General features: G+C 43.7%; 22 protein-coding genes. 15 read left to right on the top strand and 7 right to left on the bottom strand.

Annotated elements, in window-relative coordinates; genetic code table 11:
- The first annotated feature begins 125 nt into the window (after positions 1 to 125).
- From J2Z48_RS04440 to J2Z48_RS04450, 3 genes are all read left to right on the top strand, one after another.
- Positions 126 to 1,436 carry a DRTGG domain-containing protein gene (locus J2Z48_RS04440; protein ID WP_307251354.1) on the top strand — a complete coding sequence of 437 codons (1,311 nt, stop codon included), beginning with the start codon at positions 126 to 128 and terminating at the stop codon, positions 1,434 to 1,436.
- A gap of 163 nt (positions 1,437 to 1,599) precedes the next feature.
- Entirely contained in the window at positions 1,600 to 1,815 is a 216-nt protein-coding gene (locus J2Z48_RS04445) for a hypothetical protein (protein WP_307251355.1), read from the top strand.
- A gap of 508 nt (positions 1,816 to 2,323) precedes the next feature.
- Positions 2,324 to 4,951 carry a beta strand repeat-containing protein gene (locus J2Z48_RS04450; RefSeq protein WP_307251356.1) on the top strand — a complete coding sequence of 876 codons (2,628 nt, stop codon included), beginning with the start codon at positions 2,324 to 2,326 and terminating at the stop codon, positions 4,949 to 4,951.
- Positions 4,952 to 5,115: 164 nt separating this feature from the next.
- On the opposite strand, the gene J2Z48_RS04455 is transcribed toward J2Z48_RS04450, so the two are convergent.
- The 5 genes from J2Z48_RS04455 to J2Z48_RS04475 form a co-directional block, all read right to left on the bottom strand.
- Positions 5,116 to 5,562 carry a nuclear transport factor 2 family protein gene (locus J2Z48_RS04455; RefSeq protein WP_307251357.1) on the bottom strand — a complete coding sequence of 149 codons (447 nt, stop codon included), beginning with the start codon at positions 5,560 to 5,562 and terminating at the stop codon, positions 5,116 to 5,118.
- Positions 5,563 to 5,699: 137 nt separating this feature from the next.
- Positions 5,700 to 6,146 (bottom strand): nuclear transport factor 2 family protein, encoded by a 447-nt coding sequence (locus J2Z48_RS04460; protein WP_307251358.1) that lies wholly within the window; start codon positions 6,144 to 6,146, stop codon positions 5,700 to 5,702.
- 356 nt (positions 6,147 to 6,502) lie between these two features.
- Complete coding sequence (locus tag J2Z48_RS04465) at positions 6,503 to 7,087, bottom strand: TetR/AcrR family transcriptional regulator (RefSeq protein ID WP_307251359.1); 585 nt, start codon at positions 7,085 to 7,087, stop codon at positions 6,503 to 6,505.
- Positions 7,088 to 7,252: 165 nt separating this feature from the next.
- Positions 7,253 to 7,534, bottom strand: a complete 282-nt coding sequence (locus J2Z48_RS04470) for a YtpI family protein (RefSeq protein WP_307251360.1) — start codon at positions 7,532 to 7,534, stop codon at positions 7,253 to 7,255.
- A gap of 73 nt (positions 7,535 to 7,607) precedes the next feature.
- The gene (locus tag J2Z48_RS04475; protein ID WP_307251361.1) at positions 7,608 to 7,811 is read right to left on the bottom strand and encodes a YtzJ family protein; all 204 of its coding nucleotides are present in this window, start codon (positions 7,809 to 7,811) and stop codon (positions 7,608 to 7,610) included.
- Between the two features lie 169 nt (positions 7,812 to 7,980).
- Here J2Z48_RS04475 and J2Z48_RS04480 point away from each other — a divergent pair, with 169 nt between their 5' ends.
- The 9 genes from J2Z48_RS04480 (at position 7,981) to J2Z48_RS04520 (ending at position 19,372) form a co-directional block, all read left to right on the top strand.
- Positions 7,981 to 11,415, top strand: coding sequence for a DNA polymerase III subunit alpha (locus tag J2Z48_RS04480; RefSeq protein WP_307251362.1), 3,435 nt, complete (start codon positions 7,981 to 7,983; stop codon positions 11,413 to 11,415).
- 121 nt (positions 11,416 to 11,536) lie between these two features.
- On the top strand, positions 11,537 to 12,769 hold the full coding sequence (ystJ, locus tag J2Z48_RS04485) for an NADP-dependent malic enzyme (RefSeq protein ID WP_307251363.1): 1,233 nt from the start codon (positions 11,537 to 11,539) through the stop codon (positions 12,767 to 12,769).
- A 48-nt stretch (positions 12,770 to 12,817) separates the two neighbouring features.
- Positions 12,818 to 13,513: a FadR/GntR family transcriptional regulator gene (locus tag J2Z48_RS04490; protein WP_307251364.1), complete on the top strand. Its 696-nt coding sequence runs from the start codon at positions 12,818 to 12,820 to the stop codon at positions 13,511 to 13,513.
- A gap of 28 nt (positions 13,514 to 13,541) precedes the next feature.
- Positions 13,542 to 14,393, top strand: a complete 852-nt coding sequence (accD, locus tag J2Z48_RS04495; protein WP_307251365.1) for an acetyl-CoA carboxylase, carboxyltransferase subunit beta — start codon at positions 13,542 to 13,544, stop codon at positions 14,391 to 14,393.
- Between the two features lie 5 nt (positions 14,394 to 14,398).
- Complete coding sequence (locus tag J2Z48_RS04500; protein ID WP_307251366.1) at positions 14,399 to 15,376, top strand: acetyl-CoA carboxylase carboxyltransferase subunit alpha; 978 nt, start codon at positions 14,399 to 14,401, stop codon at positions 15,374 to 15,376.
- 78 nt (positions 15,377 to 15,454) lie between these two features.
- On the top strand, positions 15,455 to 16,414 hold the full coding sequence (gene pfkA / locus J2Z48_RS04505; RefSeq protein WP_307251367.1) for a 6-phosphofructokinase: 960 nt from the start codon (positions 15,455 to 15,457) through the stop codon (positions 16,412 to 16,414).
- Between the two features lie 29 nt (positions 16,415 to 16,443).
- On the top strand, positions 16,444 to 18,204 hold the full coding sequence (gene pyk, locus J2Z48_RS04510; RefSeq protein ID WP_307251368.1) for a pyruvate kinase: 1,761 nt from the start codon (positions 16,444 to 16,446) through the stop codon (positions 18,202 to 18,204).
- A gap of 324 nt (positions 18,205 to 18,528) precedes the next feature.
- Positions 18,529 to 18,969: an acyl-CoA thioesterase gene (locus tag J2Z48_RS04515; protein WP_307251369.1), complete on the top strand. Its 441-nt coding sequence runs from the start codon at positions 18,529 to 18,531 to the stop codon at positions 18,967 to 18,969.
- A 4-nt stretch (positions 18,970 to 18,973) separates the two neighbouring features.
- Positions 18,974 to 19,372, top strand: a complete 399-nt coding sequence (locus J2Z48_RS04520; RefSeq protein WP_307251370.1) for an FxsA family protein — start codon at positions 18,974 to 18,976, stop codon at positions 19,370 to 19,372.
- A gap of 333 nt (positions 19,373 to 19,705) precedes the next feature.
- On the opposite strand, the gene J2Z48_RS04525 is transcribed toward J2Z48_RS04520, so the two are convergent.
- On the bottom strand, positions 19,706 to 20,278 hold the full coding sequence (locus tag J2Z48_RS04525; RefSeq protein ID WP_307251371.1) for a hypothetical protein: 573 nt from the start codon (positions 20,276 to 20,278) through the stop codon (positions 19,706 to 19,708).
- Between the two features lie 231 nt (positions 20,279 to 20,509).
- Positions 20,510 to 21,640 (bottom strand): sporulation integral membrane protein YtvI, encoded by a 1,131-nt coding sequence (gene ytvI, locus J2Z48_RS04530; RefSeq protein WP_307251372.1) that lies wholly within the window; start codon positions 21,638 to 21,640, stop codon positions 20,510 to 20,512.
- 383 nt (positions 21,641 to 22,023) lie between these two features.
- On the opposite strand from ytvI, the gene citZ reads away from it, so the two are divergent.
- The 3 genes from citZ (at position 22,024) to mdh (ending at position 25,480) form a co-directional block, all read left to right on the top strand.
- Positions 22,024 to 23,136: a citrate synthase gene (gene citZ, locus J2Z48_RS04535; protein ID WP_307251437.1), complete on the top strand. Its 1,113-nt coding sequence runs from the start codon at positions 22,024 to 22,026 to the stop codon at positions 23,134 to 23,136.
- A gap of 85 nt (positions 23,137 to 23,221) precedes the next feature.
- Positions 23,222 to 24,511 carry an NADP-dependent isocitrate dehydrogenase gene (gene icd / locus J2Z48_RS04540; RefSeq protein WP_307251373.1) on the top strand — a complete coding sequence of 430 codons (1,290 nt, stop codon included), beginning with the start codon at positions 23,222 to 23,224 and terminating at the stop codon, positions 24,509 to 24,511.
- A 27-nt stretch (positions 24,512 to 24,538) separates the two neighbouring features.
- Positions 24,539 to 25,480, top strand: a complete 942-nt coding sequence (gene mdh, locus J2Z48_RS04545; protein WP_307251438.1) for a malate dehydrogenase — start codon at positions 24,539 to 24,541, stop codon at positions 25,478 to 25,480.
- Positions 25,481 to 25,528 lie beyond the last annotated feature (48 nt).

Below are 25,528 nucleotides of genomic sequence, written 5' to 3' on the forward strand. Positions count from 1 at the left end.
GACATGGTATAGGATCAATCTCAGGTCAGTATCGTAGTGATTGATAGAGAATACAGATTTAGGAATCTCGGGGTTTGTTGTGTATAATAAATGTAATAGAAGATGCGGAGAAAGAAGGATTTGGGTTGACTACCAAACATGAACAAATTTTAGCGTACATAGAGCAGTTGGAGATAGGGCATAAGATTTCTGTGCGCCAAATCGCAAAGACCCTCGGCGTAAGTGATGGGACCGCCTATCGGGCGATTAAAGATGCCGAAACCAGAGGGATTGTGAATACGATTGAGCGTGTCGGAACGGTGAGAATCGAGAAAAAACAACGTTCTGAGATTGAGAAGATCACATTTGCAGAAGTGGTAAACATCGTAGATGGAACGGTGCTCGGAGGGAAAGAAGGGCTTCATAAGACGTTAACGAAATTTGTGATCGGGGCGATGAAATTAGAAGCACTTCTTCGTTATGTTGGTCCAGGCAATCTATTAATTGTAGGGAATCGTGATCGTGTCCACCAAGTTTCGTTGGAATACGGGGCGGCGGTACTGATTACGGGGGGCTTTGATGCGACTGAGGAAGTAAAGCAAATGGCGGATTTCTACCAATTGCCTGTCATCTCGAGTAGCTATGATACATTTACCGTAGCGAGCTTGATCAACCGTGCAATCTATGATCGATTGATTAAAAAAGAGATTTTACTAGTAGAGGATCTCTTAGCCACTCACGGCCAGCCTATTACACTAGAGCCTATGGATTCAGTCGATAAATTTCATCAACTAGTAAGAGAAACCTCACATAGTAAATTCCCAGTAGTAGAGGAAACAGGTAGAATCGTAGGAATGGTTACAGCTAAAGATGTGATTGGTCTCTCTGCTTCCGATCGAATCGAGAAGGCTATGACGCGTAGTCCTGTCTATGTCCATCCACACACCTCTCTCGCTGCGGCGGCCCATGAGATGGTGTGGGAAGGGATTGAGTTATTGCCTGTGGTCGATGAACAGAAAAGGCTACTCGGAATCGTCAGCAGACAAGACGTGATCGAATCCCTACAAACCATGCAAAAACAGCCCCAAGTAGGCGAAACGGTTCATGAGTTATCAACAAGGGGATTCCAAGAGGTATTGAAAGAAGGGACGCCCGTTTTACGCGGTAAAATTAGCCCGCAGATGACCGATTCGCTTGGCATCTTAAGCACAGGTGTCCTAACGACCTTGATGACCGAGACATGCCTACGACTTCTTCGGAAATATCATCGAGAAGACTTAGTGATCCAAAACTTTACCTTGTATACGCTCAAGCCGGTTCAATTGGAAACGATGATTGAGATTGTGCCTAAGATTTTAGAACTGGGCCGGAATCAGGCGAAGTTGGATGTAGAGGTGTTAACGGATCAGCAGGTGGTAGGGAAGGCGTTGATTACGGCGCAGATGATTGAGAAGTAGTGGATGGTTAAATGAAAGAATAATCCCTTTGAATATCTAACCTGTTAGAGTTAGATGGTTCAAAGGGATTTGTTTTAAAAAATAGTGGGTCTTCAATCATCTGGAGGCTCAGGTTGAACAAAGATCCTCGTTGCCTGCATACCTTTAACAGAGGTGATGCCTAATGGAGGGGGATTTTCGTCCAGATGCGACCTATAATTTCGGTAATACGACTATAAATGTGTTTGCGCCTAAGATTACGGAAGAAGAGCGACAGAAGCGGTTAGAAGAGATTAAGCAACTAATTATGAAGTTAAGAATATCTAATGAGGTTTTACAAGAGGAATGCTTATACCAAGGTAAAAATAGCAGTCAAAAATGTGGTCAAGCCTGCTGTTAAGAAGCTCGTCGATAACGTCAAGAAAGGGGCTCAGTTTACGAGAAATAATTAAACAGAAGATGATCAACAAAGAAGTAGTGATTGGGTTTTGCTTACATGGAAAGATACAGATATTGGAGGAAATCTCCTAATCTGGTCCCCTGGTAAGTTTTCTTTTATGATTAATAAGAACCGAAAGAGATTAATTGATAATATTACAGATGTAAATTGGTATTCCGGTATTAGATCTCTAGATCTATAACTTATTGAGTACACGATGGAGGAAATTTCCTGATATTCCTCGTTGTACATGATTTTACTTGTTGGCATGGTGTTGCCGTAGGTAATTTTGTATATTTATTAATTCTGTATGAAACAGTAGGGAACTCAAAATCGATGATAAGTGAGATTTATGGCTCTTGTTTAGGCACGACCTATTATGATTTTGTCACTATCAATTGTAATCTCCTTTTTGGCAACACAACTGCATACGTATAAGTAGGAGTTATGTATGGGGAGGTAAAGTAGTATGTCTCAATCGAATATGCCGAATATTACGCCGAATATTACGCTTACTCGAGAAGACGCAGTAAACCTATTGCTGTCGTCCATTGCCTTAGAAGAGCTAGGTCTTAGCCATATTATTAATGCGGAAGGAGAAAAGCTTCAGTATGTTCTAGGAACTCTCCCTGGAGTATCCACAACCTTTCAACCTTCGATTAGCGATTTACTTACGATTAATGAAAGCGTTCGCGAGACGATTAATGTAATTGGGAAGAAAGAATGGATTCTAAACGAGAAGTTAGAAAACGTGTTAGGAACAGATGTTACGAGGGGACCTACGGGGCCTCAAGGACCGCCGGGAGTCACAGGATCATCGGGAGGGCCTCCTGGACCTCAGGGATCTACAGGACCTCAGGGACCAGCAGGACCATCGGGAACGGTTGGAGCCACGGGACCCCAAGGGTCAACAGGACCTCAAGGAGCGACGGGATCTTTAGCTACAGGTGATTTCTTATTTGTGGTTCAGGGGAACTCTGGCGCAGACGGAAGTGTTCAGCTTGGTTTCGGAGATACCATAAACTTTATATCCAATACATTAGACATTACGGTAACCTCTGGTTCCGCCAATGTGAGTTTAGAAGTGCCGACTGGAGCGTCTGGAGCCATTGCAGGTATCCTTAAAGCAATAGTTGAAGAACTCGGTCTTACCGGGGCTACGGGCGCTATCGGAGCCACCGGAGCAGATGGAGTAACCGGCCCCACCGGAGTCGACGGAGTAACGGGAGCTACCGGAGCCGATGGAGTAACTGGAGCGACTGGAGCCGATGGAGCAACTGGAGCAACTGGAGCCGATGGAGCAACTGGAGCGACTGGAACAGATGGAGTAGCGGGAGCCGATGGAGCAACTGGAGCGACTGGAACAGATGGAGTAACTGGAGCGACTGGAGCCGATGGAGTAACTGGAGCGACTGGAGCCGATGGAGTAACTGGAGCGACTGGAGCCGATGGAGTAACTGGAGCGACTGGAGCCGATGGAGCAACTGGAGCCGATGGAGCAACTGGAGCCGATGGAGCAACTGGAGCGACTGGAACAGATGGAGTAACGGGAGCCGATGGAGCAACGGGAGCGACTGGAACAGATGGAGTAACTGGAGCGACTGGAGCCGATGGAGCAACGGGAGCCGATGGAGCAACGGGAGCCGATGGAGCAACTGGAGCGACTGGAACAGATGGAGTAACGGGAGCCGATGGAGCAACTGGAGCGACTGGAACAGATGGAGTAACGGGAGCGACTGGAACAGATGGAGTAACGGGAGCCGATGGGGTAACGGGAGCTACCGGAGCCGATGGAGTAACGGGAGCCACCGGAGCAGATGGAGTAACGGGAGCGACTGGAGCCGATGGAGCAACTGGAGCAACTGGAGCCGATGGAGCAACGGGAGCGACTGGAACAGATGGAGTAGCGGGAGCCGATGGAGCAACTGGAGCGACTGGAACAGATGGAGTAACGGGAGCGACTGGAGCCGATGGGGTAACGGGAGCTACCGGAGCCGATGGAGTAACTGGAGCGACTGGAGCCGATGGAGCAACGGGAGCCGATGGAGCAACTGGAGCGACTGGAACAGATGGAGTAACTGGAGCGACTGGAGCCGATGGGGTAACGGGAGCTACCGGAGCCGATGGAGTAACTGGAGCGACTGGAACAGATGGAGTAACGGGAGCGACTGGAGCCGATGGAGCAACTGGAGCCGATGGAGCAACGGGAGCCGATGGAGCAACTGGAGCCGATGGAGCAACGGGAGCGACTGGAACAGATGGAGTAACGGGAGCGACTGGAGCCGATGGGGTAACGGGAGCTACCGGAGCCGATGGAGTAACGGGAGCGACTGGAACAGATGGAGTAACGGGAGCGACTGGAGCCGATGGAGCAACTGGAGCCGATGGAGCAACTGGAGCGACTGGAACAGATGGGATAACGGGAGCGACTGGAGCAACTGGAGCGACTGGAGCTGATGGAGCAACTGGAGCGACTGGAACAGATGGAGTAACGGGAGCTACCGGAGCCGATGGAGTAACTGGAGCGACTGGAGCCGATGGAGCAACTGGAGCGACCGGAGCTGATGGAGCAACTGGAACAGATGGAGTAACGGGAGCTACCGGAGCCGATGGAGTAACTGGATCCACTGGAGTAACGGGAGCTACCGGCCCAACGGGAGCTACTAATATTTCTGGAGGTGGAGTAAAGGATGCCAATGCTACAACAGTTCCTCTTAATCAATTCATTCCATTTACCGTAGCCTCTACTTCATTTCCAACTGGACAATTTACGCTAAATTCACCAACAAATAATCAAGTTGTTGTGCAACAAAGCGGTGTATATGCAATTGACTATACGATTGTGGCAGGAGCGATGGCTGGTGATGCTTTAGTTCAGTTACAAATTAATGGTGCAGCACCACCAAACCCTTTAGGTAGGAATATAAATGTTAGAGCGAATCTTACGATCTCAGCTAATAGTATTCAGCGTGTAACTGCTGGGCAACTTGTTGGAGTAAGAGTTATAGCTGGAGCTCCCGTTGTCTTATATTCAACTGGAGCGAATGCTCCTGCTTATGATACCTATACTCTAAGGGCTATTAAGCTTACCGATTAATAGTTCGGTTGATGAAATGAAAATGTGTAACACTGGAGTTTTTTAGGCACATAATTATGCAAGCGAGAATACGAGAATATTTTCCGCATAAACAGAAGTAGGTCAGACTGGTTGTCTGGCCTACTCCGTTTATGTTTATGCATAACTAACTTTCATTTAAAACATTACCCTACAAACTCTTCTAATTTCCCGCCGATCGATTCGATTGCTACCATTGGGTTCCAGAAATCGCGATACATTTGGATGAAGCCATCTTTCGTTTGAACGACACTGATATATGTTTGTTCGTATGGATTCCCAGTTTCAAGATGTTTCCCTGTAGATTTGAATTCAGCGATTACGAGCTCTGGATCTTCAGTAGGGTAAAACTTCAAATCATAGAACTTGACGCTAAAATGCTTTGGAAAGTTGATCATGTAATCGTAAAGAGCTTTTTTGCCTTCTACTTTTTTAGGGAAGTTTCCAATTGCATAAGGGAAGTCTAACACTCCATCTTGATGGAAAAGATCGGTCCATGTAGCAATCTCGCCAGCAGATAAATATTTGAGATGGTTTTTAAATACGCCTTCAGCTCTTTCACGAATTTGTTCTTTTGTCATTTGGGTAGTCATAATAAATTCCTCCTAAGGGATGTTTGTTTTTTGGTTTTATGTGACTGCTTTATCATTTTCAAGACCAAATGGTCTGAAATGGTCAAAGAAGTGGTTGATCTACAACATCATCAGTTTATTGGTTCTGTTGTCTTGGATTATCCAATAAACTCTTCTAATTTCCCGCCGATCGATTCAATCGCTACCATTGGGTTCCAGAAATCGCGATACACTTGGATGAAACCATCCTTCGTTTGAACGACACTGATATAAGTTTGTTCATATGGATTCCCAGTCTCAAGATGTTTCCCTGTAGATTTGAATTCAGCGATTACGAGTTCTGGATCTTCAGTAGGGTAAAACTTCAAATCATAGAACTTGACGCTAAAATGCTTTGGAAAGTTGATCATGTAATCATAAAGAGCTTTTTTACCTTCTACTTTTTTAGGGAAGTTTCCAATTGCATAAGGGAAGTCTAACACTCCATCTTGATGGAAAAGATCGGTCCATGTTGCAATCTCGCCAGCAGATAAATATTTGAGATGGTTTTTAAATACACCTTCTGCTCTTTCGCGAATTTGTTCTTTTGTCATTTGGGTAGTCATAATGTATTCCTCCTAAAGGATGTTTGTTTTTTGGTTTTACGTGACTGCTTTATCATTTTTAAAGACCAAATGGTCTAGAATGATCAAAAAATAAGTAATGATCTTATATAGATCAATCAGTCTAAAATATCTACTGATTTGGTTTCTAACACCTCCTTGGCTTTGCTAGAAGCATTCGGTTCAAATTCTTTCGCCGAATTTCTCTTACAACATCATCATACTCTTTCTAGATCGTTTGGTCAAGAAAAAAGTTAAAAATAATTTCTGGTCAGAGATTTGTTTTTCGAGATGTAAGGTAACGAGCAATCCAGTCCGCGAAAAATTGACGATCATGAAGCAGTGAAAGTACTCCATGATTAGTCTAAAGTGGATAGGATGACGGCTACGATGTTATCTAGTACTTTCGGATCTGAAGTGATCTTGACCGCTTGAGTAAGTGAATAGCGTGCATGGTATAAATATCTGGCAAGGGCAAGTAAGTCTTTCTGCCGATCACTTAATTCGCCCTGTTGTTTAGCGCGCAATAATGCTTCATAAAAGGCTTGTTCTAATCGAGCTTTGTCTTTCTCGAAATAGGTAGCGATTTCGGGATTGTGGGGGATTTGATCGATGGCACTACATATAATAAAACATTCATTACGGCGCAGTTCATCTTTTAAAACGGTCGCAATTTGATAAAAAATATCAGCAATCGCTGCTTTCCCTGAACCGGGTCGTTCGAGATATTCAACAACAGCCGATGATTTCTCAGTCAAATAATGTTTAATCGCTAAAATGAACAGCTCTCTTTTGGTACCGTATGTGTCGTAAAGACTTTGGCGGGCTATGCCTAATCCGTCAAGTAAGTTTTGCAGGGATGTGCCTTCATATCCGTAATGACCGAATATCTCCGTAGCTTTACGCAACACAAGTGTGGTATCGAATTCTTTGTTTCTAGCCATATTGTTTTACCTCCTTTCTCACGTTACCTTACCATTTGCGGACTGTTCAGTCAAGAAAGGTCGTGAGGAAACTTTTTGATAAATAGAAAAGACGACTCTTCTAAATTGTTTGGAGAGCCGTCTTTATGGTGTTTCATCATCCATAAGTGGTGTACATTCGTTTATCTATGATTTCTGCCGGCTTAGCTGGACCCTCTTGTATCCATAATAGAAGCAAACAAGTCCAATAAGAGCGATTAAAGCGAGCAGGATATATCCTAATGGAGATTTAAAGGTAAGGGTAGCATATTCTAAGCCAGCTAAGCTGAGGAATAAAGCCCCCATGGAGATATTCATAAATCCTTGATTCTTCATGCGCGTGTTTCCTTGGCTACGTCTATACACGAAAGAAAAAACGACAACTGCACAAAAAGAGATCATACCCAGTGTGAAAATCAGTACACCCAAGAGAGAAGCCTCCTACAAAAAAGTACGAAAAACACCCTCGATCTCAGAGGATCAGGTGTGTTTTTCACTTGTATTATTCAACCTTATGATCTGAAGTATCTGTTTCGGGGATGAACCAACATCCAAGGTCTGTGCGATCAATGTGGACTGGAAAATCGATCGTATCCAGCTTTTTTTCAATAGACTGTGCAATCTCTTCGATTTCGGTATATACGGAGAAACCTTGTTTTAACTTTTCCAGTTTAGCCCTAGCCAATGCCCTGCGACTAATAATCATGGATGCTCCCCCTTTTTTCGTTATACTAACCATCATACCTTATTTTTGCTGATATTTCGACCATGTAAGGAAAATTGACATAACTAATAAGTGGAAGGGAAGATTTGTTCCCCTATTTCAATTGAATGATATAATAAATCACAAAAGAAGACGAACGGAGGGGTGAAGGATGAAGGATGAATTTGTGCATCTGCATGTACATAGTGAGTATAGTTTGTTGGACGGAGCAGGTAGGATCGAACAGCTTGTCCAGACAGCCAAAGCAAACGGGATGAAGGCGTTAGCGATTACGGATCATGGGGCGATGTATGGAGTGATCCCTTTTTACCGGGCTTGTCTAGAGGCGGGGATTAAGCCCATTATCGGTTGTGAGATGTATATGAGCGAGAATTATCTAGAAAGACCGATGTTAAAAGAGCAGAAAATCTGCCATCAACTCCTATTGGCAGAGTCAACCGAAGGCTACCATAATCTCATTCGGCTGACGACGGAAGCGCACCTTCGCGGATTTCATTATAAACCCAGAATTGACCGATCGTTACTTCGTAAGTATCGGAATGGATTAATCGCGACTAGTTCTTGCCTAGGTGGTGAGATTCCACAGGCTATTTTGCAAGATGATGATGAGAAGGCGAAGCGCTTACTAGAAGAATATGTGGATATATTTGGACGAGAGCATTTTTTCTTAGAATTACAGGATCATCAAATATGGGAGCAGCAAAAGGTAAATCAGAGGCTTATTTCATGGGCGAAAGAGTATGATCTAGGGCTGATTGCGACCAACGACATTCATTATGTACATCAAGATGATTATCAAGTTCATGACTGTTTGCTTTGTATCGGTACTGGTAAAAAAGTAGAGGATGAGAATCGATTACGATTTGCGAACGATCAGTTTTATTTTAAGAGTGTGGAAGAGATGGCTAGGCAATTTAGCCATGTACCGGAAGCGATCACGAATACAGTGAAGATCGCCGAGCGATGTGATGTGGAGATTTCCTTTGGGGAGCGGTTACTTCCTGAATTTCCCCTTCCGCAAGTGGGAAGCAGTAGTGCGTATTTACGGGTCATTTGTGAGAAGGGTGCACAGAAACGATACGGGGAATTGACAGCTGAGATAGAGAAACGTCTTCACTATGAACTTGATGTGATTGATCAGATGGGCTTTGCTGATTATTTCCTAGTGGTATGGGATTTGGTGTCCTTTGCTCATCAAAATCAAATTGCGATTGGTCCGGGTCGGGGATCTGCGGCAGGTAGCTTGGTGTCGTATGTGCTTGAGATTACGGATGTGGATCCGATTAAGTATCAATTACTTTTCGAACGATTCCTGAATCCTGAACGGATCAGTATGCCTGATATTGATATCGATATTTGCTATGAACGGCGAGAAGAAGTGATTGCGTATGTGACGGAGAAGTATGGAAACGATCGAGTTGCGCAGATTATCACATTTGGAACGATGGCTCCCCGTGCGGCGATTCGTGATTTGGGTAGAGTTTTAAACTTTTCGTACCAAGAAGTAGATCGAATGGCGAAGTTGATTCCCGGAAACCCGGGTATGACTTTAAAACGTGCCTTTCAGCTAGAGCCTAAATTAGAGGAGATATATCAATTAAATCCGAAGATGGCACAGTTAGTAGATTATGCGAGACGAATCGAAGGGATCCCAAGGCATACTTCTACACACGCGGCTGGGGTCGTTATGTCGAAAACGCCGTTGACGGACTGGGTTCCTCTGCAAGAGGGCTCAGACGGGGTATCCCTCACGCAGTATGCGATGGAAGCGTTAGAGCAGATTGGGCTACTTAAGATGGACTTTCTCGGACTACGCAATCTAAGTGTTATTGAAAAAGCGATTGAGATGATCCAGCGTGATCAAGGGATTCAGGTATCGTTTGAGGATTGTGATTATCAGGATGAAGCTACCTATCGACTATTGGCAAAAGGCGAAACGACAGGTGTCTTTCAATTAGAGTCCAGTGGGATTCGCAAGGTGCTTCGTGAGCTGAAACCGAACCACTTTGAGGATATTGTAGCGGTTCTTGCGCTGTATAGACCGGGACCGATGGAGCAAATCCCGCGATATATTCGGGCTAAGCATGGATTGGAGCCTATTTCATATCCTCATCCAGCATTGCAAGAAATATTGCTCCCTACTTATGGGATTATTGTGTATCAAGAGCAAATCATGCAGATTGCCGCAACATTGGCTGGCTTTTCTTTGGGACAAGCCGATATTTTACGTCGTGCGGTGTCGAAGAAGAAGAAAGATTTGCTGGATGAACAGAGGAAGACCTTTGTCCAGGGATGTGTGGGAAATGGATTTGAAGAAGAGGTTGGTCATCAGATTTATGATCTCATCGTTCGTTTTGCTGATTACGGATTTAACCGAAGTCATGCGGTGGCATATGCCGTCTTAGCTTATCAAACGGCTTATTTGAAGGCAAACTATCCGCAAGCATATCTAGCGGCTCAGCTATCGACGATGATGGGGAATCAGGGGAAAGTAGCTGAATACATGGACGAGGCGAAACGAATGGGGGTTTCGATCCTGCCACCTGATATTCAATCTAGTCGTCATCATTTTACAATCGAAGGAAATCAGATTCGCTTTGGATTAGCGGCGATCAAAAATATAGGAACACAGGCGATTGATGTGATATTGGAAGCAAGGGAGAAAGGACCCTTTGTAGATCTTCGCGATTTCTGTCGCCGGATTGATCTTCGGATTTGCAATCGGCGGGTATTGGAATCATTGATTTTATGCGGAGCTACTGAATCGTTGCCCGGGCATCGCGCGAGCCAAAAAGAGATGTTGGAAGAGGTATTAGAGAAGACATCTATGGCTCAAAAGTGGGGCTTAGAAGATCAAATGGATCTGTTTAAAGATGATGAAGACCTCTTTACCGAAGAACCGTTAACCCGCAATTATGAAGAAGTCGCTCTGTATTCATCTAGAGAGCGGATTCAGTTGGAGAAAGAATATCTAGGTTTATTTCTTTCGGGGCATCCTTTAGATGATTATCAGCCGCAATATGAAGGACAGATTACACACCGGATTCATCAATTAGAGGAAGGAATGGACGGGGCATCGATTGTATTGGCGGGGATTGTGACTCATATTAAATCGATTCTCACGAAAAAGGGAGATCCGATGGCGTTTGTAGAGCTAGAGGATCAAACGGGTACGGTAGAGGTAGTTATTTTCCCGAATACGTATCGGCGGGTGCGATCGTTTCTCCAAGAAGATCAACCATTACTCATCAAAGGTGTGTATCAAGGTAATAATGAAAGTGGAAAGTGTATTGCGAATCAAATGATTCAATTAGATGAACTGAATCAAGCGGCTGAGCCTGGAGCAAATCAGCAAGTACAAATTTTTATCCGCACGCATCAAGAGAGATCCGAAATTTTGTATGCATTAAAGATGATCATAAAAGAAAACTATGGAAAAACACCTGTCCAATTAGTTTATGAACGGACGAAAAAAGGGCATTCTCTCCCTGTTCATCAGTATGGAGTAAATACAACTCTTCATTTTCAAAAGGAAGTGGAAGCGTTGCTCGGAACGGATGCGGTTCGTATTAATGTTTATAAATAATGAAGATGGATGCTATGTTCCCTTTTACCCCTTAGCGCTATTTTGGTATAATGTCTCTTATTGGTGGTCTGACCACCGATAAGAGACATAGAGAAGCGTAGTGATAGAGGAGAGATCAGGTTTGTCCAGTTTAAGAGAAGCGGCACTTGAGATGCATCGAAAACATCAAGGGAAGTTAGAAGTGCAATCAAAGGTTCCGGTTGAAACTTCCTATGATTTAAGCCTGGCCTATTCTCCAGGGGTAGCTGAGCCTTGTCGTGAGATACATGTAGATCCAGATAAAGTATACGACTACACGATGAAAGGCAACTTAGTAGCAGTTGTATCAGATGGTACGGCGGTACTTGGCCTTGGAAACATTGGTCCAGAAGCAGCTCTGCCCGTTATGGAAGGAAAAGCGCTCCTTTTTAAATCGTTTGCAGGGGTCGATGCTTTTCCATTGTGTTTAGATACAACGGATGTAGAAGAGATAGTAAAAACAGTAAAGATGCTGGCTCCCACTTTTGGGGGTGTAAATCTAGAAGATATCGCGGCACCGAATTGCTTCCAAATTGAGGAGCGTTTGCAAGAAGAAGTGGAAATTCCTGTGTTTCATGACGATCAACACGGGACGGCCATTGTTACATTGGCGGGACTAATCAATGCTTGCAAAGTGGTAAATAAGAAGCTTTCCGAGATTCGAGTGGTGACAAGTGGTGCAGGAGCCGCTGGGATCGCGATTATTAAATTATTGATTAGCTTGGGTGTACAGGATGTCATTATGTGTGATAGTAAGGGAATTATTTACGAAGGACGCCCTCAGGGGATGAATTCGATGAAAGAAGAGATTGCACAGGTAACGAATCGCTCTGGTTTAACAGGGGATTTAGCTACCGCGATGAATGGTGCGGATGTATTTATTGGCATCTCGGTGGCGGGAATGGTGACACAAGAGATGGTTCGCTCTATGAATCGTGACCCGATTATCTTTGCGATGGCGAATCCAACACCCGAAATCATGCCAGAAGAAGCGTACCAAGCTGGTGCGAGGGTAGTGGGGACAGGACGCTCTGATTATCCAAATCAGGTTAATAATGTATTAGCGTTTCCGGGTATTTTTCGAGGGGCGCTTGATGTACGAGCAAAACGGATTAACGAAGCCATGAAAGTAGCCGCGGCGTATGCGATATCCGATCTTGTCTCTCCAGAGGAATTATCAGCAGAAAAAGTGATTCCAGATGCACTCGACCCTAGGGTTTCAGCTAAAGTAGCTTCTGAGGTTGCCAGAGCCGCGATTGAAACAGGTGTGGCACGGGTAGAGCTAAATCCGGATGTCATTTATGAACGGACACTGCAACTTACCCAGCGAAAATAGGCTACAATCATGATCAAGACATCTTTGTTTGTTAGGAGTACACATAGGATGAAGGATGTAAGTTCGAATAAATTCCATAGCATCTTAAATAGCATCCATCAATTAATTGAAGCGGATGGTCTATGTACAGGTGATCGCCTTCCTTCTGAACGAGAGTTGTCTGAACGACTACAAGTCGGGCGTTCTACGGTACGAGAGGCATTACGATCTCTAGAGTTACTGGGGATTATTTCGACCAGACGTGGCGAGGGAACGTTCTTAGAGTCATCTCAGTCGAATCACATTGTAGAGTTATTAGCCAAATATATTTTGCAAGGACATCAAGTACTGGAGAATTTATTAGAAACTCGCGTTCTTTTGGAGATGGGGGCTGTCTGGCTCTTATGCGATCGCTTGAAAGAAGAGGATCTCGCTGAATTATTTGAGATGAATGATCAGCTTTTGCAAGTAGAGAAGCTAGAGCAAGTCGTACAACTAGATTCCACGTTTCATGAGCGCCTTGTTTATTTATCCCGAAATCATTTATTAATTCGTATCTGGCAGGAAATTATGCAGTTCTTACATACTAAGCCTGCTGTTTTATCTTTATCAAAGGTAACGGGTGCTCAAACATTGTGGGACGAGCATAAGAAGCTACTTACGGCGATTCGTGAGCGTGACATGGTCCAATCTCTATCGTTGGTGAAAGAACATTTCAGTCCATCTATGTTTCAAACAGTTGAATCGCATAGTAATCCAGTATAGATGAATCTATCGAATGAGGTGATCCCACTTGCTTAAGGATCTATTTCGCAAACAAAAAAAGTATGCAACTATTCCTACAGAAGCAACGAAAAATCAGGTCCCAGAAGGGATCATGCAAAAGTGCCCTACTTGTGGAACGATTCTTCTTTCAAAAGAAGTAGAGAAAAACGAGAAGGTATGTAAGGTATGTGGCTATCACTTTATGATGACAGCACCAGAGCGAATTCAATCTTTAGTAGATGATGGACGATTTTTTGAGTATGACTCTGATTTGATCTCAGTTGATCCACTTCAATTTCCAGATTATCAGAAAAAAATCAAGCAGGATATGGAGAAAACAGACCTGAAAGAGGCGATTATCACAGGTGAAGGAACAATGGATGGTTATCCCGTTATTCTCGGCGTGATGGACCCTAGATTTCGGATGGGGAGCATGGGATCCGTAGTAGGCGAGAAGATTGCCCGTGCGGCAGAACGTGCTGTTCAAAAGAGATTTCCTTTTATTCTCTTCTCTGCTTCTGGAGGAGCCCGTATGCAGGAGGGAGCGCTTTCGTTGATGCAGATGGCAAAAACGAGTGCAGCTCTTCAAAAGATGAATCAGAATCAGGTTCTTTTTGTCTCTATCTTAACCAATCCAACTACAGGCGGAGTATCGGCCAGTTTTTCTTCGTTAGGAGATATTAATATTGCAGAGCCGGGAGCATTGATCGGGTTTGCTGGGCGACGAGTGATTGAACAGACTGTGCGCCAAAAACTTCCAGATGATTTTCAGACATCGGAGTTCTTATTAAAGCATGGTCAATTGGACCTAGTCGTCCCAAGACTTGAATTACGTGATACGCTTGTAAAAATTCTTGAACTTCATACGATCAGGGGGTGACTACGATGAGTAATTATCTACCATTTGAAAAGCCGATTTTAGAGCTACGACAAAAAATTGATGAATTGAAAGCATTTACAACCGAAAAAGACATTGATTTTAGCTCAGAGATTGATACACTTGAAGCGAAAGCAAAACATCTCGAAACGAAAATATATGGAAATCTGACAACTTGGCAGAAAGTACAAATTGCTCGTCATGCATCACGCCCAACGAGTGTGCATTATATCCAAGAGATTTTCCAAGATTTTATTGAGTTGCATGGAGATCGCCATTATGGAGATGACTCCGCGATTATAGGAGGAATCGGGAAGCTAAATGGGATTCCTGTTACTGTGATCGCGCAAGAGCGGGGCAAGGATACAAAGGATAAGATTGCCCGAAACTTCGGTCTACCTCATCCAGAAGGATATCGAAAAGCCTTACGCCTTATGCAACAAGCTAATAAATTTGGTCGTCCTATTATTACGTTTATTGATACCCAAGGTGCTCATCCAGGGATCGAAGCAGAGGAACGTGGGCAGAGTGAAGCCATTGCTCGAAACTTGCGGGAGATGGCAGGCTTTGAAGTTCCGATTATCTGTGTGGTCACGGGTGAAGGTGGTAGTGGAGGGGCACTCGGAATCGGTGTAGGAAATCGTCTCTTGATGCTAGAGCACGCTTACTATTCCGTTATCTCTCCAGAAGGCGCTGCTGCCATTTTATGGCGAGACGCTTCGAAAGCCCAAGAGGCGGCAGAGGCACTTAAAATTACAGCACAAGATCTTCAGAAGTTGGGAATTGTGGATGAGATTATTTCAGAGCCTAAGGGCGGAGCACATCGTAATTCACAGCTGATGGCTCAGACGATTGAGCATATATTATGTAAGCATCTAACTTCACTCTTACCACTTAGCCAGTCGGAATTAGTGGAAGACCGTTACCAAAAGTTCTCGAAAATCGGGCAGTTTTCATCTACTGCTGTATTTGAGGGAAGCCGGTAACGGTTTCTCTTTTTATAATGAATGGACGTAATTTGTCCCTGTGGGATGGGAAATGCTTTCGATGAGGAGTGAAAAAGAATGAAGCGGATTGCAGTTTTAACAAGCGGTGGAGATGCTCCAGGGATGAACGCTGCTATTCGTGCAGTTGTACGGAATGGGATCTATCATGGCCTACATGTGTTTGGTGTATATCGTGGATATACAGGACTGATTCAAGGCGACTTTAAGGAGCTTTCGGTTGGTTCTGTAGGTGATGTGATTCAACGAGGAGGAACCATTTTATATAGTGCTCGTTGCGATGAATTTCGTACAGAAGAGGGACGGCAGCAGGCTGTGGAGCAACTACGAAAACATCAAATTGATGGACTTATTACCATCGGTGGGGATGGAACGTTCCAAGGCGCTAAGAAACTAACCGAACTCGGGTTTCCAACCATTGGTGTTCCGGGTACAATTGACAATGATATAAATGGTACTGATTATACGATTGGATTTGATACGGCGATTAATACGGTGATTGATGCAATCGACCGAATTCGCGATACTGCTACTTCACACGAACGTACATATATCGTTGAAGTGATGGGGCGAGATGCAGGTGACATTGCCTTATTAGCTGGGCTAGCCGGCGGAGCAGAATCAATCTTGATTCCTGAGGTAAACTCTAGTTTAGAAGAAATCATTGCGCGTCTGAAGCACGGTGCCGATCGTGGGAAAAAGCACAGTATCATCATCGTTGCAGAAGGTGTCGGCAGTGCCGTTGATATAGGCCGCCAAGTGCAAAAAGCGACTGGTTTTGAGACGCGTATTACGGTGTTGGGTCATGTACAACGTGGGGGCACTCCGACTGCTTTCGATCGTGTGTTAGCCAGCCGTATGGGAGCAAAAGCGGTTGATCTTTTACTGAGCGGGAAGAAAGATATGATGGTTGCGATTCGGAATAATGAAGTGCTCGGAATTGATTTTGATGAGGCAAACAGTCAGAAGCATCACCTTGACTTATCGAATCATCATTTGGCAAGTATTTTATCGATATAATTATGGACAGGGAAGGAAGAAACTCGTCTATGCGAAAAACAAAAATTGTATGTACGATTGGTCCAGCAAGTGAAGAGGTCTCTGTTCTACGCCAGTTAATTCAACAAGGAATGAATGTGGCTCGTTTAAATTTTTCTCACGGTTCCCATGAAGAGCACGGAGGACGGATTCGGAATATCCGTCAAGCGGCGGAAGAAGAAGGACAAACCGTTGCCATTCTGCTTGATACCAAGGGTCCAGAGATTCGCACCAAGGATCTTAAGGCTCCAGAAGTCGAATTGAAAGCAGAAGAAACCTTTATCTTAACCACAGAAGATATCCTAGGTGATGAGAAAAGAGTAGCCGTTACGTATGATCAATTACCAAACGACGTAAAACCGGGCACAACGATCTTAATTGATGATGGATTGATTGGTCTTGAGGTAAAAGAAGTGACGGGTACAGATATCATCTGTAGCGTGACCAATGGTGGCGTTTTGAAGAATAAAAAAGGGGTTAACATCCCAGGAATTAAAATCAATCTCCCAGGTATCACCGAGAAAGATGCGGCAGATATCCATTTCGGCATTGAGCAGGGTGTTGATTTTATCGCAGCATCGTTCATCCGAAAACCAGAAGATGTCTTGGACATTCGGAAGATCTTAGAAAAAAATCAATCCGACATCCAAATCATCTCTAAGATTGAGAACCAAGAGGGGTTAGACAACATTGAAGGTATCTTGAAGGTTTCTGATGGCTTGATGGTAGCTCGTGGAGACCTTGGTGTAGAGATTCCGACCGAAGAAGTACCGATTGCACAAAAAGATCTAATCCGTAAATGTAACCTACTTGGGAAACCGGTTATTACTGCTACCCAGATGTTAGATTCGATGCAACGCAACCCACGTCCTACACGGGCAGAGGCAAGTGATGTAGCCAACGCGATCTTTGATGGAACAGATGCGATCATGCTATCGGGCGAAACAGCGGCAGGTCGCTATCCAGTAGAAGCAGTACGTACCATGGCTACGATTGCGAAGAAGGCAGAGTCAACCCTTCCGTATAAAGAATTGCTCAAGAAGATGCAACGAGACACTGATCTCAGCATCACCGATTCAATCGGGCAAGCAGTCGTTTATACTTCTCACTCATTGGATTGTTCCGCGATCATCACAGCAACTGAACGTGGTTATACAGCACGCATGATTTCCAAGTATCGTCCGAGTGTGCCAATTATTGCAGTAACTCCACATAAGGATGTACAACGAAAATTACAACTCATACATGGCGTTTATCCTGTATGTGGTAATATCTGTGGAAATACAGATGAAATGTTCCAATCTGCCGTACAATCTTCTCTTGCTTCGGGCTTTATCAAAGAAGGCAATTTAGTTATCATTACAGCCGGTGTACCAGTAGGAAAATCAGGAACCACCAACCTGATGAAGGTATATGTAGCAGGTGGTGTTCTCCTTCAAGGACAAGGAATTGGGAAGAAAGTAGTTTCGGGTCCAGTTGTGGTGGGGAATACAGCAGAAGAAATCAATGGCAAAATGGTAGATGGAGCGATTATCGTCACTCGTGGTACAGAGAAAGAGATGATCCCATCCTTTGAGCGTGCAGCTGCCGTTATCACCGAAGAAGGTGGACTTACTTCTCATGCTGCAGTCGTAGGGGTTAGTTTGGGAATCCCTGTTGTAGTGGGGGTAGAAAATGCAGTGAATCAGTTAAAGAGTGAGACGATGATTACTGTTGACTCTTCACGCGGTTCGATTTATTCAGGACAAGCAGATATCATTCCAAAAGCATAAAATTAGAGCACTGGACTCGCTACCAGTGCTCTAACTGTATCTTATTTAGAAAAGACTCAAACGAGGGAATACCCACCAACGAAGCTTTCTTTTTTTCAATTTACGCTTGCGGAACACGATGTTCAAACTCCTTTCCTTCTGTTTATCTATATTTTTCTGTACACAAAGCAGGATTTTTTCTTTTTCGCTTATACTCATTATGTGAGTCCGGCCGTAGAAATATGTGTCGGCATAATCTTTTCACATTTGAGTGAGGTTGGCAAGAGTTTTGTTATAATAGCAACAACTACTATGATCGATAGCATAACGGAGGGACTTGCCAAAATGAACACATCTAACTATGTATCACAGTCCTCGATTCGGGTACGTTATCAGGAGACGGATCAGATGGGGATTGTCTATCACTCGAATTATTTGGTTTGGTTTGAGATAGGGCGTACTGCATATACTCATGATCTGGGCTATAGTTATCGTGAACTGGAGAAGCTAGGGGTTATGCTCCCGCTTATTGAGGTAAAAGCAAATTATCGTGCACCTGCACGCTATGATGATGAAGTGATCGTATATACAACTTGTACAGAAGCTTCAGGAAGTCGTCTCATATTTGAATATGAGGTAAAACGTAAAAGGGATGAGGTATTACTCACTACAGGACATAGTATTCATGTCTGGGTGAACAAAGAGATGAAACGTGTGAACATGAAAGAAAAGTTTCCTGATCTATTTGCTACTTTAGTCGCTTCCACTACTCAAAAAAGGACGTGATCGAATGATAAAACGACTCTTCCTTCCTTTTATTTTGTTAGGGTTATTAGAGATATGGGGAATTGCACTCGTTGGAAATTGGATTGGTCCTATTCCTACGGTCTTGTTAATTCTGGCGTCTTGTTTTCTTGGTTGGCATTTTGCCCGTAGAGAAGGACTCCAGACTCTTCGAGTGATCCGGCTACGGTTATCGAATCACGAAGTTCCAGGGGATGAAGTAATCGATGGTTTGCTCATTCTTCTAGGTGGGGTTTTGCTAATTATTCCAGGTTTTTTGTCGGATATAATTGGAATTCTAATTATGATTCCTTATACGCGTGGGATGGCGCGTTTGTTGGTGAAATATACTATTAAGAGTCGTATTTCAAAGAGAATGGTTGTGTGGGGAACGAAGCGACGGTAGTTGAGTAGGGAGTATCTGTTTGGATGGGGATTGGTGGGGCGTGTTAATTATTTAGATAATAGCATGTTCCGGGGCATGTATCTACCCACAGCTCAAATAGTGAGTCTACGAAGATGTGGGTATGTCCGCTCCGTTATTCTCCGCTTCGGGCAAGTGGCAAAACTCGCAAAGAACGCTCAAACAAAGTTGCCACAAAACGCCCTAGCTACGAATAACTACGCTAAGTAGGCTCTACTCAATCACAGTGGTCAGATACATTGCCCCTATTCCATTGCTGTTTTCTAATTAACACGCCTGTTTAGTATTTAGAGGTATGGATAGAGATAAGTGCTTCTATTGGCTTTCGGGATTAGCTCGATTAAAAAAGTAATTTAGTAGATTTGCATATAAAGCCAATAGAAAAGATGACCATCCGGAGGTAATCTCTATACCAGAGCTAACTTTTAGAATGGCGTGGATGATGAGCCAATCGATGGTGATACTTAAGGGAAATAGGAGCCAAACGTGAAGATGATAAAGAAAGGCTTGTAGGATAATCCGAAAGGGGAGAAATAATAGAATACTGGAACAGGTAACGCCGATTACGATGGAGAAAGATGCCATGATCATCATTTCAAAGTTGGCAAAGTGGAGTCCAGCATAATGAATCCAAGTCAGAATTTGAAAGAAGAGTAGGAAGGGGAGAGAAGAAAGGAATAGGATAAAAAGGATTGCCCACGATGTGATCAGCGTGATGCAAATTTTTTCACACCATGACGGGTCTTTATGAATCGGATGTCCAGTAAGCGGACCTTCTATCTCAGTCTCCTCACTATCTACCCATCGCGAAGAAATTTCTCGCAATATATCCGCTAATATAAAAACGACCACAAATACAACTGTAAAGTAAATGCCCAGGGCCTGCATCGCTCTTTCCTCCTGTCGCTCTCTCTTTTTTCTAGACAGAAGTGATCTTGGTTGTATCATCATTTTTTCAAGCATGTATATTAGTATATATGCTCAATAGCAAAAAGGTTTGTGCCAATTGGAGAAAAATATAGGAAAACCCCATATCATTCACATATAATGGGATTTGAATAGCAAAAAGGCTCCCATTATATAGGAGAGCCTTTTTGCTATTCATTACAACAGCACTTACTACTCAAGTGACTGCGATTGCTCATTATTTTGATGCAACGGTGCCACAATATAATGATACACATCTTGAAACACCCTAGCTTTATAAAGAGCCAACATAATCACCGTTACCACGGGTCCAATAATAAGCCCAGTAAAGCCAAATAATTGCAATCCCACAAACAAGGCAATCAAAGTTAACAACGGATCCAGTCCTACATTACTAGCTACCAACTTAGGTTCCAATATCTGACGCGTAATTACGATAATCGCGTAAACTACGCTGAGTCCAATGGCAAGTTCTACATCGCCAACCAGAAACAGATAAATAATCCATGGAATCACTACAGCCCCTACCCCTAGATACGGAAGAAGGTCTACAATCGTGATGACTACAGCTAAGGTAAATGGATACTTTACTCCTAAAATTAACAATCCAACAAGCATGATAAGTCCCGAGATCGAGATTAAGGTTGCTTGAGCACGGACAAAGCCAAATAAAGCTTTTCGAATGTCTTCAAATACAAGCCCACCCGCACTTCGGACTTTCACTGGGATAAACTTGGTTGAGCGATTTTTTATCTTATGTAGATCCAAACTGATGAAAAAAGTAGCGAGAGTGACAAAGACGAGTACCGTTAGCAGAAACGGAAGATTGCTTAGAAATGTTCCGATTCCAGATAAGATGTCGGTAATGGTTTGGGTGATCTTCACAGTAATTACACCTAAATTTTCCCGTATACTGTCTTCGATCCCTTTTTGGTGGGTCGGATTTTTAGCTAGATAGGTTTGAATCGTTTCTACAATCTTGTTCATGCTCGATCCATCTTTCGAAAAAGGATCGAGTAGTTGTTGTCCAAATTGGTTTAGTAATTTGGGTAGGAAATCTGCTAGTTTAGCGAGTTCTTGAACCAGCTCGGCAACCAAGAAGATAATGGTGGAAAAAACGATCGAGAGCAGGAATATTAACATAATCAAAACCCCAGCCCAACGAGGGAGACGAATCTTACGCTCCAACCACCTTATAGAAGGTTCTAAGAAGATGGCAATCAACCAAGCGATGAGAAAGGGATATACCAAAGGTAGAGAATAGGTGAGTGTCACAAATACTCCAATTAAAATGAGTAGAACGATGAGGCTACGTAGTCCCACCTGCATCCATGGTCGTAGTGTCAGAGGTCACACCTCCTAGAATTTAGAGATCTATAGGGTGATTATACCATTTCAAATGAGAACATTGACAGGTTTCTCACAAGGTGCGAAATGAAGGTGTTTATGTTACACTAATATCGTAAATGAATCGTCATGCACATAGAGGCACCATACACCGAGTTTTTTAGATTAATAAAATATTTCGCATCTATAGGTAGGCTTTCCTCTTTATGTATAAGGTAACAATTATATTATATAAAGTAATGATTGGTCCTCCTATATTTTGCTATTTTCATTTATAATCAAATTGACATCGCCTTCACTTGTGAATATAGAATGCATCGGTGCCTATATGCGCGTTAGACTGAATAAAGGAGCGATATATCATGGTTGCAAAAGGATTAGAAGGTGTGGTAGCACTTACTTCTGAAATCAGTTCCATTGTGGACGGAGTGCTTACTTACCGTGGATATGACATTGATGATTTAGCAGATCATGCTACTTTTGAGGAGGTTGCGTACCTTCTGTGGAATGGTCGTTTACCTTCGAAGTCTGAATTAGAGCAATTGAAGCAAGAATTGGAAGCATACGCTGCTTTACCAGAACAGTTGCTTGAGCAGTATAAATCATGGCCTCTAGATGGACATCCAATGAACTTCCTACGCACGGCAGTTTCTGCTTTATCCTTATATGATGAAGAGACAGAAGACAATAGTCATGAAGCAAACTATCGTAAATCAGTTCGATTAACCGCTCAACTGCCTGTCATTGTAGCAGCATTTGCTCGTCTTCGTGCTGGAAATGAACCAGTAGCTCCTAAGTCTGGTTTGAGCTTTGCGGCAAACTTCCTCTATATGTTGAACGGAGAAGTGCCTTCAAACGTTGCAGCAAAAGCATTTGATAAAGCTCTAGTGCTCCATGCTGACCATGAATTAAATGCATCCACATTTGCAGCTCGTGTCACAGCGGCTACCTTAACAGATATTTACTCTGACATCACCAGTGCGATCGGCGCGCTCAAAGGTCCTCTTCATGGTGGAGCAAATGAGCAAGTGATGGAGATGCTAAAAGAGATTGACAGTGTAGATCGTGTGGAAACTTATCTACAAGCTAAGTTTGATAACAAAGAGAAAATCATGGGCTTCGGGCATCGTGTATACAAAGATGGAGACCCACGTGCAAAGCATCTAAGAGAGATGTCCCGCCAGCTAGGCGAGCAAGTCGGCGAAACCAAATGGTATGAGATGTCTGTAACATTGGACGAGCTAGTTGTATCACAAAAGGGCATTTTACCAAATGTTGATTTCTACTCAGCAAGTGTATACAACTATCTAGGTATTCAAAGTGATATCTTTACACCTATCTTTGCGATTAGTCGTATTACCGGCTGGACAGCACATGCTTTAGAACAATACAGTAATAATCGCCTGATCCGCCCCCGTGCAGATTACACGGGCCTTGTAAACCAAAAATACGTACCAATTGAACAACGTTAATGCCAACTAGGGGCAGTGGCTGGCGGCTGCTGTCCCGTTGGTTTCTTTTTATATATTCAGCGAACAAAATAAGGGGTGTAGCATCATGGCACAATATGTCCCACCAGTTGCTGGGGAAAAAATTACAATTCAAAACGGAAAACTACAGGTTCCAAATGTACCTGTTATCCCGTTTATTGAAGGGGACGGCATTGGTCCTGATATTTGGGCAGCGGCGAAGCGTGTATTAGATGCGGCTGTTGAAAAAGCGTATAAAGGTAACAAGCGTATTGCATGGATGGAAGTGCTTGCTGGAGAAAAGGCACATGATACGGTAGGTACATGGCTTCCAGAAGAAACACTCGATAGCGTTAGAGAGTATCTAGTTGGGATCAAAGGACCATTAACCACTCCAGTAGGTGGCGGAATCCGTTCATTAAACGTGGCTCTACGCCAAGAGCTAGATCTCTATGTTTGCCTCCGTCCAGTTCGCTATTTCGAAGGAGTACCTTCTCCTGTGAAGCATCCTGAAAATGTGGATATGGTGATCTTCCGAGAAAACTCTGAAGATATCTATGCTGGTATTGAATGGGAAGCCGAATCAGATCAAGCGAAAAAGGTCATTTCCTTTTTGCAAGACGAACTAGGAGTGAAGAAAGTTCGCTTTCCAGAAACATCTGGTATTGGAATCAAGCCTGTATCCAAAGAGGGTACTGCTCGCCTTGTGAAATCTGCTATTGAATATGCGATTCAGCATAATCGTAAGTCTGTGACGCTCGTACATAAAGGAAATATCATGAAGTTTACCGAAGGCTTATTTAAGTCTCACGGCTATGAAGTGGCAGAGCGAGAGTTTGGCGATAAAGTGTTTACTTGGGCACAGTATGATCGCATCAAAGAAGAGCTAGGCTCAGGGGCGGCAAACGAAGCACAAGCACAGGCAGAAGCAGCAGGCAAAATTATCGTAAAAGATGTGATTGCAGATGCCTTCTTGCAACAAATTCTAACCCGTCCGAAAGAGTATGATGTGATCGCAACTCTAAACCTCAACGGTGACTATGTTTCAGATGCGTTGGCTGCACAGGTAGGCGGTATCGGTATCGCACCAGGCGCTAACATCAACTATGAAACAGGACATGCGATCTTTGAAGCAACTCATGGTACAGCTCCGAAGTATGCAGGTCTTGATAAAGTAAACCCAGGATCCGTTATCCTATCAGGTGTTCTCATGCTCGAATACATCGGATGGCAAGAAGCTGCCGATCTGGTGTACAAAGGAATTGAAAAGTCCATCTTGAATAAAACAGTTACCTATGACTTCGCACGTATGATGGATGGCGCAACCGAAGTGAAATGTTCCGAGTTTGCCGATAGCGTTATCAAAAACATGGCATAAAAATCAGATAAATTGAGAGGAGAAATGATCATGATTCGTCGTAAGAAAATTTCTGTGATTGGTGGCGGCTTTACAGGTGCTACAACCGCTCTAATGGTAGCACAAAAAGAATTGGGTGATGTAGTACTCGTTGACATCCCGCAAGCAGAAAACCCAACAAAGGGTAAAGCGCTTGATATGTTTGAAGCAAGCCCAGTTCAAGGATTTGATGCAAATATCACGGGAACAAGTAGCTATGAAGACACCAAAGACTCTGATCTTGTCATTATTACCGCAGGGATTGCTCGTAAGCCTGGTATGAGCCGCGACGATCTTGTAAATACCAATGCCAAAGTTATGCGCTCTGTTACGGAACAGATCGTAAAATTCTCTCCAAACTGCATCATCCTTGTCCTTACAAATCCAGTAGACGCGATGAGCTACGAAGTATTCCGTACATCTGGCTTCCCGAAAGAACGTGTAATCGGGCAATCGGGTGTTTTGGATACAGCACGTTTCCGTAGCTTCGTAGCCGCAGAATTAAATGTATCTGTAGAAGACGTAACGGGCTTCGTTTTAGGTGGTCATGGCGATGACATGGTTCCACTCGTTCGTTACTCCTATGCAGGTGGAATCCCACTCGAGAAGCTGATCCCGCAAGACCGTCTTGACGCTATTGTAGAGCGTACTCGTAAAGGTGGCGGAGAGATCGTAAACCTACTTGGTAATGGTAGTGCTTACTATGCTCCTGCAGCTGCCCTTACGCAAATGGCAGAAGCGATCTTAAAAGATAAGAAGCGGATCCTACCATCCATCGCGTATCTAGAAGGCGAATATGGTTATAACGATCTATACCTCGGTGTTCCAACTGTCTTGGGTGGTAGTGGAATTGAGCGAGTTATTGAACTAGAATTGACTGACGAAGAGAAGAAAGAACTCGATAAATCAGCTGACTCCGTTCGTAAAGTGATGCAAGTATTAAACGCATAGTCATGATACGAAAAGACACACCCTTTGCACATAGGGTGTGTCTTTTCG

Source organism: Croceifilum oryzae, assembly GCF_030814315.1.
GTDB lineage: Bacteria > Bacillota > Bacilli > Thermoactinomycetales > Thermoactinomycetaceae > Baia > Baia oryzae.

What these genes read in the sequence shown, in the direction of transcription:
- J2Z48_RS04450 (WP_307251356.1), top strand. Translation starts at nt 2,324, where the DNA reads ATGTCTCAATCGAATATGCCGAATATTACGCCGAATATTACGCTTACT.
- J2Z48_RS04455 (WP_307251357.1), bottom strand. Translation starts at nt 5,562, where the DNA reads ATGACTACCCAAATGACAAAAGAACAAATTCGTGAAAGAGCTGAAGGC.
- J2Z48_RS04460 (WP_307251358.1), bottom strand. Translation starts at nt 6,146, where the DNA reads ATGACTACCCAAATGACAAAAGAACAAATTCGCGAAAGAGCAGAAGGT.
- J2Z48_RS04490 (WP_307251364.1), top strand. Translation starts at nt 12,818, where the DNA reads ATGAAGGATGTAAGTTCGAATAAATTCCATAGCATCTTAAATAGCATC.
- pyk (WP_307251368.1), top strand. Translation starts at nt 16,444, where the DNA reads ATGCGAAAAACAAAAATTGTATGTACGATTGGTCCAGCAAGTGAAGAG.
- J2Z48_RS04445 (WP_307251355.1), top strand. Translation starts at nt 1,600, where the DNA reads ATGGAGGGGGATTTTCGTCCAGATGCGACCTATAATTTCGGTAATACG.
- J2Z48_RS04500 (WP_307251366.1), top strand. Translation starts at nt 14,399, where the DNA reads ATGAGTAATTATCTACCATTTGAAAAGCCGATTTTAGAGCTACGACAA.
- icd (WP_307251373.1), top strand. Translation starts at nt 23,222, where the DNA reads ATGGCACAATATGTCCCACCAGTTGCTGGGGAAAAAATTACAATTCAA.
- J2Z48_RS04515 (WP_307251369.1), top strand. Translation starts at nt 18,529, where the DNA reads ATGAACACATCTAACTATGTATCACAGTCCTCGATTCGGGTACGTTAT.
- J2Z48_RS04520 (WP_307251370.1), top strand. Translation starts at nt 18,974, where the DNA reads ATGATAAAACGACTCTTCCTTCCTTTTATTTTGTTAGGGTTATTAGAG.
- J2Z48_RS04480 (WP_307251362.1), top strand. Translation starts at nt 7,981, where the DNA reads ATGAAGGATGAATTTGTGCATCTGCATGTACATAGTGAGTATAGTTTG.
- J2Z48_RS04465 (WP_307251359.1), bottom strand. Translation starts at nt 7,087, where the DNA reads ATGGCTAGAAACAAAGAATTCGATACCACACTTGTGTTGCGTAAAGCT.
- J2Z48_RS04525 (WP_307251371.1), bottom strand. Translation starts at nt 20,278, where the DNA reads ATGCAGGCCCTGGGCATTTACTTTACAGTTGTATTTGTGGTCGTTTTT.
- J2Z48_RS04475 (WP_307251361.1), bottom strand. Translation starts at nt 7,811, where the DNA reads ATGATTATTAGTCGCAGGGCATTGGCTAGGGCTAAACTGGAAAAGTTA.
- pfkA (WP_307251367.1), top strand. Translation starts at nt 15,455, where the DNA reads ATGAAGCGGATTGCAGTTTTAACAAGCGGTGGAGATGCTCCAGGGATG.